The sequence below is a fragment of the Bacillus cereus group sp. BfR-BA-01331 genome (genome assembly GCF_022663915.1).
Taxonomy (GTDB): Bacteria; Bacillota; Bacilli; order Bacillales; family Bacillaceae_G; genus Bacillus_A; species Bacillus_A mycoides.
On record NZ_JAKUGJ010000026.1, the window covers coordinates 1 to 16,526 of the forward strand.

Below are 16,526 nucleotides of genomic sequence, written 5' to 3' on the forward strand. Positions count from 1 at the left end.
CCCGTTCCCATACCGAACACGGAAGTTAAGCTCTCTAGCGCCGATGGTAGTTGGGACCTTGTCCCTGTGAGAGTAGGACGTCGCCAAGCAAGCTAAAAACACGAGTCATTTGACTCGTGTTTTTTCGTGTTTTCTTTTATAATTCATAGTAATTTAAAAAATCTTTATTTAAAGAATCGTCCTTTTGATTAAAGATTGTGAAATGTGGCTAGGATAGTGAATAAGCAAAAGAGTTGCAAATTTTTTTAATACGTATATAATTATAGTCAAAGATAGTCAAAGTCAATAAAGGTGGCGGATAAATGAGAAATATATCTGATATCATTGAGAAATATCTAAAGCAAGTTATTGACTTAAGCAATAATAATGCGATTGAAATCAAGAGGAATGAGGTCGCTGATCGATTCGATTGTGTGCCATCTCAAATCAACTATGTAATCAATACCCGTTTTACGTTAGAAAGAGGATTTGTAGTAGAAAGTAAACGAGGTGGAGGAGGTTACATTCGCATTATAAAAGTCAAACTGCATGATGATATAGACATTATTGATCAAATGCTTCATATGATTGATCATAGCGTTGCACAAGGAAATGCTGAAAGTATGATTATACGTTTAATAGAAGAGGGGATTATAACAAATCGTGAAGCTAAACTTATGTTAAGCGTACTAGATCGTTCTGTATTATTAATGGATGTTCCTTCTCGAGATGAACTTAGGGCTCGAATATTATGCGCAATGTTAAGAACACTGAAATATAAATAAATATAACTTTTGTTAAGAATGATAACTAAGATAATGCAGTTTAATATTGTAGGAATTTTGAAAGATGACATGTGCTTTTACTAAATGGATTAAGGAAAGAGAACAATCTAGTAATGTATGAAAAGTATCATGAGATAGATCGTTCCTGTTGTAAAGGTGGGGGATAGCGATGACTTGTCAAAACTGTAATATAAGACCAGCAACTTTACATTATACAAAAGTAATCAACGGAAAAAAGGCGGAAGTTCATCTTTGCGAGCAATGTGCAGAACAAAGTGGCTATACGTCTTTCTTTCAATCACCGCAGTCCAATTTTTCATTCCATGACCTATTAGCCGGATTATTGCATAGTGAACCAGCAATGTTTGAAGAAGGGCAAGATGCATTTTCAAATACAAATATATCAAGATGTCCGAATTGTAAGATGACATATGAACAATTTACAAAAGTGGGACGCTTTGGATGTGCTTCTTGTTACGATACATTTAAGGGGCATTTAAAACCATTGTTAAAACGTCTTCACGGTGGGCATACGGATCATTGTGGAAAAATTCCTGAACGTATAGAAGGAAATATCTACTTAAAGAAAGAATTAGATGAACTAAAACTCAATCTGAAACAATATGTACAGAAAGAGGAATTTGAGAAAGCGGCTGAAGTACGAGATAAAATTCGAGGTCTTGTAAATCAGCTTAGTGAGCATAGAGAGGGGGAATAGTTCTATGTCACTGGACAGAATCATGAATGAAGCGATTAGTCCATGGATGAAGGGAGATGGCCCTGATTCTGATATTGTTTTAAGTAGTCGAATTCGTTTGGCTCGTAATTTTAAAAAATATCAATTCTCTACTATGCAAAACGAGGAAGAAGCTAAACAGATTCACGAGTTATTTAAGAAGAAGTTTATAAATAAACCTGTAGAACCTTTTGGGGAGTTTGAACTATTAAAAATGAATGAATTAAATCCTCTTCAAAGGAGAGTTTTAGTTGAGAAGCATTTAATTAGTCCAAATCTTGCAGGAACAGAATACGGAGCATGCCTACTATCAGAAAGTGAACATATAAGTATCATGCTTAATGAAGAGGATCATGTTAGGATTCAGTGCCTATTTTCAGGTTTACAGTTATCAGAGGCGCTTCAAAGTGCCAATCAAATAGATAATTGGATCGAGGAACAGGTTGAATATGCTTTTGATGAATCGCTTGGATATATTACGAGTTGCCCCACTAACGTCGGTACAGGATTAAGGGCTTCGGTAATGATTCATTTGCCGGGACTGGTTTTAACGAAAAGAATTAACCGTATTATACAAGTAATTCAAAAATTAGGGTTAGTAGTAAGAGGAATATACGGTGAAGGTAGCGAAGCGTTAGGTAATATATTTCAAGTGTCAAATCAAATGACACTAGGGAAATCAGAAGAAGATATTATTGCAGATTTAAAGAGTGTCATTCAACAAATCATCCATCAAGAAAAAATGGCTAGAGAATTAATTGTACAAAATTCAAGTATCGAGCTTGAAGATAAGGTATATCGTTCTTACGGAATACTAGCTAACAGTCGTTTAATTCAATCTGCAGAAGCAGCCACTTGCTTATCAGATGTACGGCTTGGTATTGACTTAGGATATATACAAGGTATATCGAGAAATATTTTAACTGAGTTAATGGTTCTTACTCAGCCAGGCATTTTGCAACAATATGCAGGAGGACCTTTAGGACCAGAAGAAAGAGATTATCGAAGAGCAACCTTAATCCGTGAGCGATTACGAATTAAACAAAATTAAGCGCAAGTAGGAGGCGATTTCTATGATGTTTGGAAGATTTACAGAACGAGCACAGAAAGTATTAGCTTTATCTCAAGAGGAAGCAATTCGCATTGGGCATAATAATATTGGAACAGAACATATTTTACTTGGGCTTGTACGCGAAGGTGAAGGAATTGCAGCAAAAGCGTTAATTGCTCTTGGATTAAGTCCAGAGAAAGTTCAAAAAGAGGTAGAAGCATTAATTGGACGTGGAACGGAAGCTTCTCAAACAGTACATTACACACCTCGTGCTAAAAAAGTTATTGAGTTGTCTATGGATGAAGCTCGTAAGCTAGGCCATTCCTACGTTGGAACAGAACATATTTTACTTGGTTTAATCCGTGAAGGTGAAGGTGTAGCAGCACGCGTTTTAAATAATTTAGGTGTAAGCCTAAATAAAGCAAGACAACAAGTGTTACAACTTCTTGGAAGTAATGAAGCTAGTTCAGGTCACCAGGGTGGTTCATCAACAAATGCGAATACACCTACACTTGACAGTCTAGCACGTGATTTAACAGTTGTTGCACGTGAAAATCGTTTAGATCCTGTTATTGGACGTAGTAAAGAAATTCAACGTGTAATTGAAGTGTTAAGCCGTAGAACAAAAAACAATCCAGTATTAATTGGAGAACCTGGTGTAGGTAAGACAGCAATTGCGGAAGGATTAGCACAGCAAATTGTAAATAATGAAGTTCCTGAAACTTTAAGAGATAAGCGTGTTATGACATTAGATATGGGTACAGTTGTTGCTGGAACAAAATATCGTGGTGAGTTTGAGGATCGTTTAAAGAAAGTGATGGATGAGATTCGCCAAGCTGGTAACATCATTCTATTTATTGATGAGCTTCATACGTTAATTGGTGCAGGAGGGGCGGAAGGTGCAATTGATGCATCGAATATTTTAAAACCATCTTTAGCACGTGGTGAATTACAATGTATTGGTGCAACAACTTTAGACGAATATCGTAAATATATTGAAAAGGATGCGGCATTAGAAAGACGTTTCCAACCAATTCATGTTGATGAACCAAACTTAGAAGAATCAGTTCAAATTTTAAAAGGTTTACGTGACCGTTATGAGGCGCATCACCGCGTATCTATTACAGATGATGCAATCGATGCGGCTGTAAAACTTTCAGATCGTTACATTACAGACCGTTTTTTACCTGATAAAGCAATCGATTTAATTGATGAGGCTGCATCAAAAGTGCGCTTACGTTCGTATACAACACCGCCAAACTTAAAAGAGCTTGAAGTGAAGCTTGAGGAAATTAGAAAAGAAAAAGATGCAGCTGTACAAAGCCAAGAATTTGAAAAGGCTGCTTCCTTACGTGATATGGAACAACGTTTACGTGAAAAGTTAGAAGATACAAAGCGTCAGTGGAAAGAGAAACAAGGACAAGAAAACTCAGAAGTAACAGTAGAAGATATTGCAAATGTCGTTTCCACATGGACACGTATTCCAGTTTCTAAACTTGCACAAACAGAGACAGATAAATTATTAAACTTGGAATCAATTTTACATGATCGTTTAATTGGGCAGGATGAAGCAGTTGTAGCTGTGGCAAAAGCTGTTCGTCGTGCGAGAGCGGGATTAAAAGATCCGAAACGTCCAATTGGCTCATTTATTTTCCTAGGACCTACTGGTGTAGGTAAAACAGAACTAGCAAGGGCATTAGCGGAATCTATGTTCGGTGATGAGGATGCAATGATCCGCATCGATATGTCTGAGTACATGGAAAAGCATTCTACTTCTCGTTTAGTTGGATCTCCTCCAGGATATGTTGGATATGAAGAAGGTGGACAATTAACAGAGAAAGTTCGTCGTAAGCCATATTCAGTTGTCTTATTAGATGAAGTAGAGAAAGCTCATCCTGATGTGTTTAATATTTTACTACAAGTATTAGAAGATGGCCGTTTAACAGATTCTAAAGGACGTACAGTTGATTTCCGTAATACAATTGTTATTATGACATCTAATGTTGGTGCAGACGCATTAAAACGTAATAAACATCTTGGATTTAACGTACAAGATGAGAGCCGCGATTATTCAGATATGAAAGGTAAAGTAATGGATGAATTGAAAAAAGCATTTCGTCCAGAATTCTTAAACCGTATTGATGAAATTATCGTGTTCCATATGCTTGAGAAAAAACATATTCAAGAAATTGTAACTCTTATGGTGAATCAGTTAGTGAATCGCTTAAAAGAACAAGAGATTGAATTGCATTTAACAGAAGGAGCAATTTCAGCAATTGCTGATAAAGGATTTGATCGAGAGTACGGTGCTCGTCCGCTTCGTAGAGCAATTCAAAAACATGTAGAAGATAGACTATCAGAAGAACTGTTAAAAGGTGCTATTGAGAAAGGACAAAAAGTTATCTTTGATATAGAAGGAGAATCATTTGTCATTCATAGTGCGGAAAAGGTAAAATAAGTATAGACAAACAAAGAGGGCTACGCGATAGCCCTCTTTCTTGTACGAGAAGGATAAACGTTTGTAGATGAAAGTGAAGTGAACTATAAAAGATATGGCTAAAAAGAAAACAAAATTTACATGTCAAGAATGTGGTTATCAGTCGCCAAAATATATGGGGAAATGTCCTGGATGTGGTCAATGGAATACGCTTGTTGAAGAGATGGAACCAGTTGTATCATCAAGACGCCTTAATTATGCCAATGCAATTCAATCAGAAGTAACAAAACCAAGACGCTTAACAGAGGTAGAAACAAAGTCTGAGGCGCGTATTGAAACAAAATTTCAAGAGTTTAACCGTGTACTTGGTGGCGGGATTGTAGATGGATCTTTAGTACTTATTGGTGGAGACCCTGGGATTGGGAAATCAACATTGTTATTACAAATTTCATCGCAATTAGCAGATTCTTCATATGATGTACTATACATATCAGGTGAGGAGTCAGCAAAGCAGATCAAACTTCGTGCAGATCGTTTGCATGTAAAGGGTAGTAATCTATTTGTTGTAGCAGAGACTGATTTACAGAGAATTGCAGCGCACATTGAAGAGATGAATCCAGCTTTTGTTGTTATTGACTCCATTCAGACGATACATTTACCTGAAGTGACGTCAGCCCCAGGGAGTGTAACGCAAGTACGTGAATGTACAGCGGAATTAATGAAACTTGCAAAGACGAAAGGGATTCCTATTTTTATCGTCGGACATGTGACAAAAGAAGGGGCAATTGCAGGACCACGTATGCTAGAACATATGGTTGATGCAGTTCTTTACTTTGAAGGAGATCGTCACCATACATATCGTATTTTGCGAGCTGTGAAGAACCGTTTTGGTTCCACAAATGAAATGGGTATCTTTGAAATGAAGGAACTAGGTCTTGCAGAAGTACTAAATCCTTCTGAAATTTTCCTTGAGGAACGTCCAGTTGGAGTTGCAGGATCCACAGTGGTTGCTTCAATGGAAGGAACAAGACCGGTTTTAGTAGAAATACAAGCATTAATCTCCCCTACTAGTTTTGGAAATCCTCGAAGAATGGCGACGGGAATTGATCATAACCGCGTTTCACTTATTATGGCAGTGCTAGAAAAAAGAACAGGTTTATTGTTGCAAAATCAAGACGCATATTTAAAAGTTGCGGGTGGCTTGAAATTAGATGAACCAGCAATCGATTTAGCTGTCGCCTTAAGTATTGCTTCAAGTTTCAGAGATAAAGCTACTGCACCAGCCGATGCGGTAATAGGAGAAGTAGGCCTAACTGGAGAAATAAGAAGAGTATCAAGAATTGAACAACGTGTACAAGAAGCAGCGAAATTAGGATTTCAACGTGCTATTATTCCTAGAAAAAATTTGGGAGGATGGACAATTCCAGATGGGATTGAGGTAGTAGGTGTTTCTAATTTAGGAGAAGCGCTTCGTTTGACATTAGGAGGCTAGGCTATGGAGGAAAACAAGCAACGTGTCAAAAGTATGATTAATATTCTACAGCTTGTTGCCCCAGGAACACCACTACGCGAGGGGATAGATAACGTACTTCGTGCGCAAACTGGAGGGCTAATTGTTCTTGGGTATAATGAGCAGATTAAAAGTATTGTTGATGGAGGATTTCACATTAATTGTGCATTCTCACCGGCTAGTTTATATGAATTAGCAAAAATGGATGGGGCACTTATTTTAAATGAAACTGGGAGCAAAATTTTAATTGCAAATGCACAATTAGTTCCAGATCCATCCATTGATTCTATTGAAACAGGTATGCGTCACCGAACGGCAGAGCGTGTAGCAAAGCAGACGGCTAGCCTTGTTGTGGCTATTTCACAAAGACGTAACGTAATTACACTATATCAAGGGAACTTACGTTATACACTAAAAGATATAGGGGTAATTTTAACAAAGGCAAACCAAGCTATTCAAACGTTAGAAAAATATAAAGCTGTATGGAATGATGGGATTACGAATTTGGGCATTCTAGAATTTGAAGAGGTCGTTACAATGTCCGAGGTAGTTCACGTTTTACATAGTGTTGAAATGGTACTGCGTATTAAAAATGAAATAGTGAGCTACATTCATGAGTTAGGAACGGAAGGAAGGTTAATTCGTTTACAACTTACAGAATTACTAGCCGACTTAGAAGCAGAGGCAGCGTTATTAATTAAGGATTATTATCAAGAAAAAACGCAGGATCACCATCAAATTTTGAAAAAGTTACAAGATCTTGCAAATACACAGCTTTTAGAGGATAGCGATTTAGTTAAATTGCTCGGCTATCCAGGGCAAATGAGCTTAGAAGAAAGCGTGACACCGAGGGGATACCGAATCGCAAGCAAAATTTCTCGTGTTCCACCACTTATCATTGAAAATTTAATTAATCGATTTAAAACATTGCAAGGTGTTTGTCGTGCAACTATTAATGAATTGGATGATGTGGAAGGAATTGGGGAAGTTAGGGCGAAGAAAATACGAGAGGGCCTAAAAAGAATTCAAGAGCATCTCTATATGAGTAGACACAATTAAGAATATTACATTGATTCCATAATATAACGACACTAGAACATTTTTGTTATATGATATGGTATATTGGTAAATAAAACTATTTACAAAAAAACACGTCCGCTTTTGCATTCGGCGTTTTGATTAGCAAAACAATGGTTAATAATGAGTAGGAGGTGGTTGGATGTTAAAAAGAATCGTACAGCTCTTCTTTTTAGTAATCGGGGGAGCGTTAGGGATTTTTCTAATCCCAAAAGTTATTAATGTATTGGACGTCGGTGCTGTTCCTTTGCTTGAGGGATCGTACGTTCGTGCAATTATTGGTGCAATTATTTTATTTTTAACAACATTTTGGCTTGTGGATTATATTGTTCAACTTATTAAACATATCGAAGAAGCCCTTGTAAAGGCACCGGTAGCGGATGTTTTATTTGGTACATTAGGGTTGATCTCTGGTCTTATTGTTGCATATTTAATTTTGATACCAATTCGTGAATTCACGATTCCAGTCATTAGTACAGTATTACAAGTGTTCTTTACTCTTTTACTTGGTTATTTAGGATTCCAAGTAGGATTTAAAAAGAGAAATGAATTGCTAGGATTATTTACATTACCCCAGCGTGGAGGTAAGAAGAAAAACAATAGCGAGAACGAAGAGGTAGAGGTAGAAAAATCTACAACTCATTGGAAAATTCTCGATACAAGTGTAATTATTGATGGACGTATTGCGGATATTTGCCAAACGAAGTTTTTAGAAGGAACAATTGTGATTCCACAATTCGTATTAGAAGAGCTTCAGCATATTGCCGATTCTTCTGATGCTTTAAAGCGTAATCGTGGTCGCAGAGGATTAGACATTTTAAATCGTATTCAAAAAGAGCTACCAATTCCGGTGGAAATTTATGAAGGCGATTTTGAGGATATCCAAGAGGTGGATAGCAAGCTTGTAAAGTTAGCTAAAATCACTGGTGGAACTGTTGTAACAAATGATTTCAACTTAAACAAAGTTTCTGAACTACAAGGAGTAACAGTGTTAAACATTAACGATTTAGCAAATGCAATTAAACCAGTCGTACTCCCTGGTGAAGAATTAAGTGTTTATGTTGTGAAAGATGGTAAAGAACAAAATCAAGGTGTTGCATACTTAGATGATGGCACGATGATTGTAGTAGAAGATGGTAGAGAATATGTCGGTTCGCAACTTAATGTACTAGTTACAAGTGTGTTGCAAACATCGGCTGGTCGTATGATTTTCGCAAAACGTAAATTATTAGAAAAAGCATTATAAGTAGAGGATTATTAATATGTATACGTTAATTATTCCGGCAGCTGGTCAAGGGAAACGGATGGGTGCTGGCAAAAATAAGTTGTTCTTACTTATAAATGGAGTACCTATCATTGTGCATACATTACGTGCTTTTGAAAAAGATAAAGCATGTAAACGTATTATCATGGCGATTAACGAAGAGGAACGCCCTTATTTTGAGGAGTTAATGCAGAAGTACCCGGTTGAAAAGCAGGTGCAATTTATTCAAGGCGGGGCCGAAAGACAAGATAGTGTGTATAATGCGCTTCAGTATGTGAGTGGTGTTGAATATGTTCTCGTACACGATGGTGCGCGCCCGTTCGTAACGAATAAGATGATGCAAGATGTATTAACTGCAGCAGAGAAATATGGTGCTTCCATTTGTGCGGTGCCAGTGAAGGATACCATTAAGAAAGTAGAACAGGGTGTTGTTGTTGAAACGGTAGAACGTTCTCAGCTTAAAGCGGTTCAAACACCACAAGGATTTTCTGTTCCTCTTTTATTAGAAGCTCATAGAAGTGCAAAGCAAAATTGTTTTCTTGGTACAGATGATGCAAGTCTCGTAGAACGTGTAGGGAAGAAAGTAGGCGTAGTAGAGGGGAGTTACTATAATATTAAAGTGACGACTCCAGAGGATTTATTAATTGCTGAAAGTTTCCTTCATGTTCAGAAGAAATAGAAGTGATGGTATTATAGTAAAGAAAAGCTCGGCAGTTGCCGGGCTTTTCTTTATAGAGATAGCAATATAATATAGAATTCATAAAGTAGTTTAGATTGAGGAGGATGTAAAGAATGTTTCGAATTGGACAAGGTTTTGATGTGCATGAATTTGCGGAAGGTAGACCGTTAATTATCGGTGGAATTAAAATTCCTCATGAAAAAGGATTAATCGGTCACTCGGATGCGGATGTATTGTTACATACGATTGCTGACGCATGTCTAGGAGCAATTGCAGCAGGAGATATTGGAAAACATTTTCCTGATACAGATCCTGCCTTTAAAGATGCGGATTCAGCCGTATTGTTACAAAAGGTTTGGGAATTTGTGCGTGAACAAGGTTATGAGCTAGGTAACCTAGATTGTACAATTATTGCCCAAAAGCCAAAAATGGCACCGCATATTGAAAGCATGCGTAAACGCATTAGTGAACTATTAGAAACGTCTATTGATAATATTAATGTAAAGGCAACAACAACAGAAAAATTAGGATTTACAGGTAGAGAAGAAGGGATTGCTTCTCAAGCGGTTGTTTTATTACAGAAAAAATAGTGGTTTTTAATTCGTAAGATGGAAAATCACATTTTTTTGGTGTACAATTATAGAATGTGTTGACATTAAGATTGGAAGGTGTACCAATTATGGAAAAGCAAGTGAGAGTGCGCTATGCGCCAAGTCCAACAGGACACTTACATATCGGAAATGCGCGTACGGCATTATTTAATTATTTATTTGCTCGTCATCAAGATGGTAAGTTTATTATTCGTATTGAAGATACTGATGTGAAACGTAATGTTGCTGGTGGAGAAGAAAGCCAATTAAAATACTTGAAATGGCTCGGTATGGACTGGGATGAAGGTGTTGATGTTGGTGGTGAATTTGGACCATATCGTCAAACAGAGCGTTTAGATATTTATAAAAAATTATATAAAGATTTATTAGAGCGTGATTTAGCTTACAAATGTTATATGACAGAAGAAGAGCTAGAAGCAGAGCGTGAAGGTCAAATCGCTCGTGGTGAAACACCGCGTTATGCAGGAAACCACCGTGATTTAACTGAGGAGCAAATTAAAGGATTTGAGGCTGAAGGCCGTATTCCAAGTATTCGCTTCCGTGTGCCGGCTGATAGCGACTACACGTTTAAAGATCTCGTAAAAGATGAAGTTGCATTCCATTCAAATGATTTTGGTGATTTCGTTATCGTGAAAAAAGATGGAATTCCAACTTATAACTTTGCGGTAGCGGTAGATGATCACTTAATGGAGATTACACACGTGCTTCGTGGTGATGATCATATTTCAAACACGCCAAAACAAATGATGATTTATGAAGCTTTCGGTTGGGATATCCCGAAGTTCGGTCATATGACTTTAATTGTAAACGAAAGCCGTAAAAAGCTAAGTAAGCGTGACGAATCTATTATTCAATTTATTGAGCAATATAAAGAGCTTGGATATCTTCCAGAAGCAATCTTTAACTTTATTGCATTACTAGGTTGGTCACCAGTAGGTGAAGAAGAAGTCTTCTCTCAAGATGAGTTTATCAAAATGTTTGATGCAGCTCGTTTATCAAAATCACCTGCATTATTTGATTCCCAAAAACTAAAATGGATGAACAACCAATATATGAAAAAACAAGATTTAGATACGGTTGTTGAACTAAGCTTACCGCATTTAGTAAAAGCGGGTCGCGTAGGTGAAAACTTAAGCGAACAAGAACAAGCGTGGGTTCGTGATGTAATTGCTTTATATCATGACCAAATGAGCTTTGGAGCTGAAATTGTAGAGCTTTCTGAAATGTTCTTTAAAGATCATGTTGATCATGAAGAAGAGGGACAAGAAGTATTGAAAGGTGAACAAGTACCTGAAGTACTTCGTGCATTTGCCGATCAATTAGAAGCTTTAGAAGCAATGGAGCCAGCGGCAGTTAAGGCGGCTATTAAAGCAGTTCAAAAAGAAACAGGACATAAAGGTAAAAACCTATTTATGCCAATCCGTGTTGCTACTACTGGACAAACACATGGTCCAGAGCTTCCTAACGCTATTGCTCTTCTTGGAAAAGAAAAAGTTTTAAATCGTATTCAAAAAGTAATTGGTTAACATTTTCTAGGTTTAGCAATATAATAAGTATATCTAAAATCTAATAAGGAAAAGCGACGAGAAGGAGAAGTAGAAAATCAGGCTTTTTACAGAGAGAACCACCCTTAGGCTGGAAGTGGTTTATAAGCGGATTTTTGAAATGCCCCTTCGAGTCTTCTGTTGAACAGCGAAGTATTTCGCGGAACGTCTTAGGGCGCAAAGTAAACAGAAGCGGTGTAAACCGTTATCATGGATGAGTTTGAGGCTTCTTTAGCCTAAACAGAGTGGAACCGCGCTTAAAAGGCGTCTCTGTCTATATGACAGAGGCGTCTTTTTTTTATACCATGTAAATGGTGTGAGTATAAGTTTTATCCCCTTGTATAAAGATTTAGGGGGAAGTGGGGAGTTAGTTCACTCGAAAAAAGCAGCCCATAAAGGGGAGGGAACATCGATGTTTAAGAGGCTTCGGGAAGATATTGAAGTCGTTTTTGAACAGGATCCAGCGGCAAGAAGTTATTTCGAAGTCATTTTAACTTACTCTGGATTACATGCAGTTTGGGCCCATCGAATTGCACATGCTTTTTATAAAAGGAATTTTTTCTTTATGGCACGTTGGATTTCGCAAGTTAGTCGTTTTTTTACTGGCATTGAGATTCATCCAGGAGCAACTATTGGTCGTCGTTTTTTCATTGATCATGGAATGGGGGTTGTAATTGGAGAAACGTGTGAAATTGGCGAAAACGTAACAATTTATCAAGGTGTCACATTAGGTGGTACAGGTAAAGAAAAAGGAAAGAGGCACCCTACAATTCAGGATAATGTATTAATTGCAACAGGTGCTAAAGTACTAGGTTCTATTACTATTGGAGAGAATTCTAAAATTGGAGCAGGATCTGTCGTGTTAAAGGAAGTTCCTGCGCATTCTACAGTTGTAGGTATACCTGGCCGAGTCGTTATTCAAAATGGAGTAAAGATTGGTCAAGAATTAAATCATTCTGATCTTCCGGATCCGATTTTTGATAAATTAAAGGTTATGGAAGTAGAACTTGATAAATTGAGAAAGCAACTCGAAGTAAAGGTAGGAAGGAAGGATAAAAATGACTATTCACATTTATAATACGTTAACGCGTCAAAAAGAAGAGTTTATGCCATTAGAAGAAAATAAGGTAAAGATGTATGTGTGCGGACCTACAGTGTATAACTACATTCACATTGGGAATGCAAGACCACCTATGGTGTTTGATACAGTACGCCGTTACTTAGAATATAAAGGATATGATGTGCAGTATGTATCTAACTTTACTGACGTGGATGATAAATTAATTAAGGCGGCAAATGAATTAGGTGAAGATGTGCCAACAATTGCAGATCGTTTTGTTGAGGCTTACTTTGAAGATGTAACGGCACTAGGTTGCAAACATGCAACGGTTCATCCACGTGTAACGGAAAATATGGATATCATTATTGAATTTATTCAAGAACTTGTGAATAAAGGGTATGCATATGAATCAGAAGGTGATGTGTACTTTAAAACGAAAGAATTCGAAGGTTACGGTAAATTATCACATCAACCGATTGCAGACTTACGTCACGGTGCACGTATTGAAGTAGGAGAAAAGAAACAAGACCCTCTTGACTTTGCTTTATGGAAAGCTGCGAAAGAAGGAGAAATCTTCTGGGAAAGCCCTTGGGGGAAAGGACGCCCAGGGTGGCATATTGAATGCTCAGCAATGGCGCGTAAATATTTAGGGGATACAATTGATATTCATGCTGGTGGTCAAGATTTAGCATTTCCTCATCATGAAAATGAAATTGCGCAGTCTGAGGCGTTGACAGGAAAAACATTTGCACGTTATTGGATGCATAACGGATATATTAATATTAATAACGAGAAGATGTCTAAGTCGCTTGGAAACTTCATTTTAGTTCACGATATCATTAAACAATATGATCCACAGTTAATCAGGTTCTTTATGCTATCGGTACATTACCGTCACCCAATTAACTTTAGCGAGGATTTATTGCAAAGTACTAATAATGGGCTAGAAAGAATTAAAACAGCTTACGGTAACTTAAAGCATCGTATGGAAAGTAGCACGGATTTAACGGACCATAATGAAAAATGGTTAGCTGAAATGGAAAAGTTCCAGGTTGCATTCGAAGAAGCGATGGATGATGATTTCAATACGGCTAATGCGATTACTGAATTATATAACGTAGCAAATTACGCAAATCAATATTTGTTAGAAGAACATACTTCTAAAGTTGTAATTGAAGCGTATGTAAAACAACTTGAAACATTATTTAGTATTTTAGGATTAGAATTAGCGCAAGAAGAGTTGCTTGATGAAGAAATTGAAGCACTAATCCAAAAGCGTATTGAAGCTCGTCAAAATCGTGACTTCGCACTATCTGATCAAATTCGCGATGATTTAAAGGGGCGTAATATTATTTTAGAAGATACCGCTCAAGGTACAAGATGGAAAAGAGGATAAGAATGATTGATGCAAAGCAATTGAACAGCTTAGCTTTAGCATATATGGGTGATGCGGTATATGAGCAATATATCCGCTATCACCTCCTTCAAAAGGGGACAGTTCGCCCTAATCAATTACATCGCTTAGGGACGGGCTTTGTTTCGGCAAAAGCACAGGCGAAAGTTGTTTATCATTTATTAGAAACGGCATTTTTGACAGAAGAGGAAGAGGCGGTATTAAGAAGAGGGCGTAATGCGAATTCGGGTACTGTTCCAAAAAATACAGATGTACAAACATATCGACACAGTACAGCCTTTGAAGCGCTAATCGGTTATCATCACTTGTTGAATAATCGTGAAAGATTGGACGAGATTGTATATAAGGCGATTGACGTTTTGGAAGAAAAGGAAGGGAGCACATCATCATGAGTAGTGAATATATTATCGGACGTAACCCTGTAATTGAAGCTTTAAGAGCGGGGCGAGATATTAATAAAATTTTGGTAGCGGAAGGCGCTGCCAAAGGACAAGTGCAAATTGTACTAGCATTAGCAAAAGAGAATAAGGTTATTTTGCAACATGCACCAAAGAAGAAATTAGATCAATTGGTTGAGGGTAATCATCAAGGTGTAATTGCTCAAGTAGCAGCATATCAATATGCTGAGTTAGAGGATTTGTTTAAATTAGCAGAAAAACGCAATGAAGATCCATTCTTCTTAATTTTAGATGAAATTGAAGACCCACATAACTTAGGTTCTATTATGCGTACTGCGGATGCAACAGGGGCTCATGGGGTTATTATTCCAAAAAGAAGAGCGGTGGGACTTACAGCGTCAGTTGCGAAAGCGTCGACTGGGGCAATTGAATATATTCCTGTTGCACGTGTAACAAATTTATCGCGTACAATTGATGAATTAAAAGAACGTGGACTTTGGATTGCTGGTACAGATGCCAAAGGGAAAACAGATTACCGTAATTTAGATGGTAATATGCCAATCGGACTAGTAATTGGTAGTGAAGGAAAAGGTATGAGTCGTATTATTGGTGAAAAGTGTGATTTCCTAATTACTTTACCGATGGTCGGTAAAGTTACATCCTTAAATGCTTCAGTAGCCGCAAGTTTGTTAATGTATGAGGTATATCGTAAACGTCACGAAATTGGTAAATAAAAAATGAACGATATTTTAATCGTTGACGGTTACAACATTATCGGGGCTTGGGGAGACTTGAAGAAACTGCGGGATGTAGATTTGCAGTCATCAAGAGACGCACTTATTGATAAGATGGCGGATTATCAAGGCTATACAGGCACAAAGGTAATGATTGTCTTTGATGCCTATACAGTCTATGGTATTGAAAAAAAGATGAAACAATCACGGGTGGAAGTAATATTCACGAGAAAAAATCAAACTGCAGATGAAAAGATAGAACAACTTGCAATTGAGCTTAGAAATATAAATACACAAATATACGTTGCAACTTCGGATTATACGGAGCAATGGATTATATTTGCGCAAGGTGCACTTCGAAAATCTGCGCGTGAATTAGAGTTAGAAGTGCAAGCGATGGAACAACAAGTAAGAAGGTGTACCAAAGACACGAAAGAAAAGCAACCCGCCATGCGAAAGATATTTAGTGAGGATATTACAGAAAAATTAGAAAAATTAAGAAGAGGAGAGCGTTGAAGCATTGACGCTCTTTATCTTTTTACTGTATAATATTGCTAAATATATAGCGGTCGGAGGGATCAAGGTGGAAGCAGGCTTCGTAAGTGTAGGCGACGTTACATTTCGTGATTTAGAGGATGAGGCAATCGTTGAGTTAGTTCGAAAAGGTAATACTGACGCTCTAGAATATTTAATTCACAAATATAAGAACTTTGTTCGCGCGAAATCAAGATCTTATTTCTTAGTGGGTGCCGATCGAGAAGATATTGTTCAAGAAGGCATGATTGGATTGTTTAAAGCCATTCGTGATTATAAAGGGGACAAGCTGTCTTCGTTCAAAGCATTTGCTGAACTGTGTATCACTCGACAAATTATTACCGCTATTAAAACAGCAACAAGGCAAAAACATATTCCGTTAAATTCGTATGTGTCTTTAGACAAGCCAATTTACGATGAGGAATCTGATCGAACATTATTAGATGTTATTTCGGAATCGAAAGTAACTGATCCAGAAGAGATGATTATAAGTCAGGAAGAATATACAGACATAGAATCAAAAATATCTGAATTATTAAGCGATTTAGAAAGAAAAGTGCTCTCTTTATACTTAGATGGTCGTTCCTATCAAGAAATTTCAGAACAGTTAAACAGGCACGTGAAATCTATTGATAACGCATTGCAGCGTGTAAAAAGGAAATTAGAAAGATATATGGAGATGAGAGAGAGTACAACTTTAAATTCATAGCAAG

16 protein-coding genes, 1 rRNA gene and 1 other annotated feature are annotated in these 16,526 nt (G+C 37.3%); all 17 genes read left to right on the forward strand.

Annotated elements, in window-relative coordinates; translation table 11 throughout:
• Positions 1-89, forward strand: a 5S ribosomal RNA gene (rrf, locus tag MR155_RS26480); the annotation flags it as partial.
• A gap of 213 nt (positions 90-302) precedes the next feature.
• Positions 303-764 carry a transcriptional regulator CtsR gene (ctsR, locus tag MR155_RS26485; protein WP_002029353.1) on the forward strand — a complete coding sequence of 154 codons (462 nt, stop codon included), beginning with the start codon at positions 303-305 and terminating at the stop codon, positions 762-764.
• Between the two features lie 169 nt (positions 765-933).
• Positions 934-1,482 (forward strand): protein-arginine kinase activator protein McsA, encoded by a 549-nt coding sequence (locus MR155_RS26490; RefSeq protein WP_002009823.1) that lies wholly within the window; start codon positions 934-936, stop codon positions 1,480-1,482.
• Positions 1,483-1,486: 4 nt separating this feature from the next.
• Complete coding sequence (locus tag MR155_RS26495; RefSeq protein ID WP_113938452.1) at positions 1,487-2,551, forward strand: protein-arginine kinase McsB; 1,065 nt, start codon at positions 1,487-1,489, stop codon at positions 2,549-2,551.
• A gap of 22 nt (positions 2,552-2,573) precedes the next feature.
• Positions 2,574-5,009 carry an ATP-dependent protease ATP-binding subunit ClpC gene (gene clpC, locus MR155_RS26500; RefSeq protein WP_002063405.1) on the forward strand — a complete coding sequence of 812 codons (2,436 nt, stop codon included), beginning with the start codon at positions 2,574-2,576 and terminating at the stop codon, positions 5,007-5,009.
• A 94-nt stretch (positions 5,010-5,103) separates the two neighbouring features.
• A complete protein-coding gene (gene radA / locus MR155_RS26505) occupies positions 5,104-6,480 on the forward strand; it encodes a DNA repair protein RadA (protein ID WP_002009817.1) in 1,377 nt (458 codons plus the stop codon).
• Positions 6,481-6,483: 3 nt separating this feature from the next.
• Positions 6,484-7,557, forward strand: a complete 1,074-nt coding sequence (disA, locus tag MR155_RS26510; RefSeq protein WP_000392162.1) for a DNA integrity scanning diadenylate cyclase DisA — start codon at positions 6,484-6,486, stop codon at positions 7,555-7,557.
• Positions 7,558-7,717: 160 nt separating this feature from the next.
• Positions 7,718-8,821 (forward strand): PIN/TRAM domain-containing protein, encoded by a 1,104-nt coding sequence (locus tag MR155_RS26515; RefSeq protein WP_002063406.1) that lies wholly within the window; start codon positions 7,718-7,720, stop codon positions 8,819-8,821.
• A gap of 16 nt (positions 8,822-8,837) precedes the next feature.
• Positions 8,838-9,518: a 2-C-methyl-D-erythritol 4-phosphate cytidylyltransferase gene (gene ispD, locus MR155_RS26520; RefSeq protein WP_113938451.1), complete on the forward strand. Its 681-nt coding sequence runs from the start codon at positions 8,838-8,840 to the stop codon at positions 9,516-9,518.
• 113 nt (positions 9,519-9,631) lie between these two features.
• Positions 9,632-10,108, forward strand: coding sequence for a 2-C-methyl-D-erythritol 2,4-cyclodiphosphate synthase (ispF, locus tag MR155_RS26525; RefSeq protein ID WP_242311556.1), 477 nt, complete (start codon positions 9,632-9,634; stop codon positions 10,106-10,108).
• A gap of 89 nt (positions 10,109-10,197) precedes the next feature.
• Positions 10,198-11,655, forward strand: coding sequence for a glutamate--tRNA ligase (gene gltX / locus MR155_RS26530; RefSeq protein ID WP_002091496.1), 1,458 nt, complete (start codon positions 10,198-10,200; stop codon positions 11,653-11,655).
• Between the two features lie 47 nt (positions 11,656-11,702).
• Positions 11,703-11,948 (forward strand) — a binding site (T-box leader).
• A 137-nt stretch (positions 11,949-12,085) separates the two neighbouring features.
• Positions 12,086-12,751: a serine O-acetyltransferase gene (gene cysE / locus MR155_RS26535; RefSeq protein WP_002091498.1), complete on the forward strand. Its 666-nt coding sequence runs from the start codon at positions 12,086-12,088 to the stop codon at positions 12,749-12,751.
• On the forward strand, positions 12,732-14,129 hold the full coding sequence (gene cysS / locus MR155_RS26540; protein ID WP_002191705.1) for a cysteine--tRNA ligase: 1,398 nt from the start codon (positions 12,732-12,734) through the stop codon (positions 14,127-14,129). The genes cysE and cysS overlap by 20 nt, the downstream gene beginning before the upstream one ends.
• Before the next feature lie 2 nt (positions 14,130-14,131).
• A complete protein-coding gene (locus MR155_RS26545) occupies positions 14,132-14,539 on the forward strand; it encodes a Mini-ribonuclease 3 (protein WP_002009804.1) in 408 nt (135 codons plus the stop codon).
• On the forward strand, positions 14,536-15,279 hold the full coding sequence (gene rlmB, locus MR155_RS26550; protein WP_002091503.1) for a 23S rRNA (guanosine(2251)-2'-O)-methyltransferase RlmB: 744 nt from the start codon (positions 14,536-14,538) through the stop codon (positions 15,277-15,279). Before MR155_RS26545 ends, rlmB begins: the two co-directional genes overlap by 4 nt.
• Before the next feature lie 3 nt (positions 15,280-15,282).
• Entirely contained in the window at positions 15,283-15,795 is a 513-nt protein-coding gene (locus MR155_RS26555; protein WP_002009801.1) for an NYN domain-containing protein, read from the forward strand.
• A gap of 67 nt (positions 15,796-15,862) precedes the next feature.
• Positions 15,863-16,522 (forward strand): RNA polymerase factor sigma-70, encoded by a 660-nt coding sequence (locus MR155_RS26560; protein WP_002009799.1) that lies wholly within the window; start codon positions 15,863-15,865, stop codon positions 16,520-16,522.
• The last annotated feature ends 4 nt before the right edge of the window (positions 16,523-16,526 follow it).

Bases quoted from the DNA above. Each gene is read 5' to 3' on its own strand.
- ispD (WP_113938451.1), top strand. From the start codon at position 8,838: ATGTATACGTTAATTATTCCGGCAGCTGGTCAAGGGAAACGGATGGGT.
- disA (WP_000392162.1), top strand. From the start codon at position 6,484: ATGGAGGAAAACAAGCAACGTGTCAAAAGTATGATTAATATTCTACAG.
- MR155_RS26555 (WP_002009801.1), top strand. From the start codon at position 15,283: ATGAACGATATTTTAATCGTTGACGGTTACAACATTATCGGGGCTTGG.
- MR155_RS26495 (WP_113938452.1), top strand. From the start codon at position 1,487: ATGTCACTGGACAGAATCATGAATGAAGCGATTAGTCCATGGATGAAG.
- rlmB (WP_002091503.1), top strand. From the start codon at position 14,536: ATGAGTAGTGAATATATTATCGGACGTAACCCTGTAATTGAAGCTTTA.
- cysE (WP_002091498.1), top strand. From the start codon at position 12,086: ATGTTTAAGAGGCTTCGGGAAGATATTGAAGTCGTTTTTGAACAGGAT.
- clpC (WP_002063405.1), top strand. From the start codon at position 2,574: ATGATGTTTGGAAGATTTACAGAACGAGCACAGAAAGTATTAGCTTTA.
- ispF (WP_242311556.1), top strand. From the start codon at position 9,632: ATGTTTCGAATTGGACAAGGTTTTGATGTGCATGAATTTGCGGAAGGT.
- MR155_RS26490 (WP_002009823.1), top strand. From the start codon at position 934: ATGACTTGTCAAAACTGTAATATAAGACCAGCAACTTTACATTATACA.
- MR155_RS26545 (WP_002009804.1), top strand. From the start codon at position 14,132: ATGATTGATGCAAAGCAATTGAACAGCTTAGCTTTAGCATATATGGGT.
- MR155_RS26515 (WP_002063406.1), top strand. From the start codon at position 7,718: ATGTTAAAAAGAATCGTACAGCTCTTCTTTTTAGTAATCGGGGGAGCG.
- gltX (WP_002091496.1), top strand. From the start codon at position 10,198: ATGGAAAAGCAAGTGAGAGTGCGCTATGCGCCAAGTCCAACAGGACAC.
- ctsR (WP_002029353.1), top strand. From the start codon at position 303: ATGAGAAATATATCTGATATCATTGAGAAATATCTAAAGCAAGTTATT.
- radA (WP_002009817.1), top strand. From the start codon at position 5,104: ATGGCTAAAAAGAAAACAAAATTTACATGTCAAGAATGTGGTTATCAG.
- cysS (WP_002191705.1), top strand. From the start codon at position 12,732: ATGACTATTCACATTTATAATACGTTAACGCGTCAAAAAGAAGAGTTT.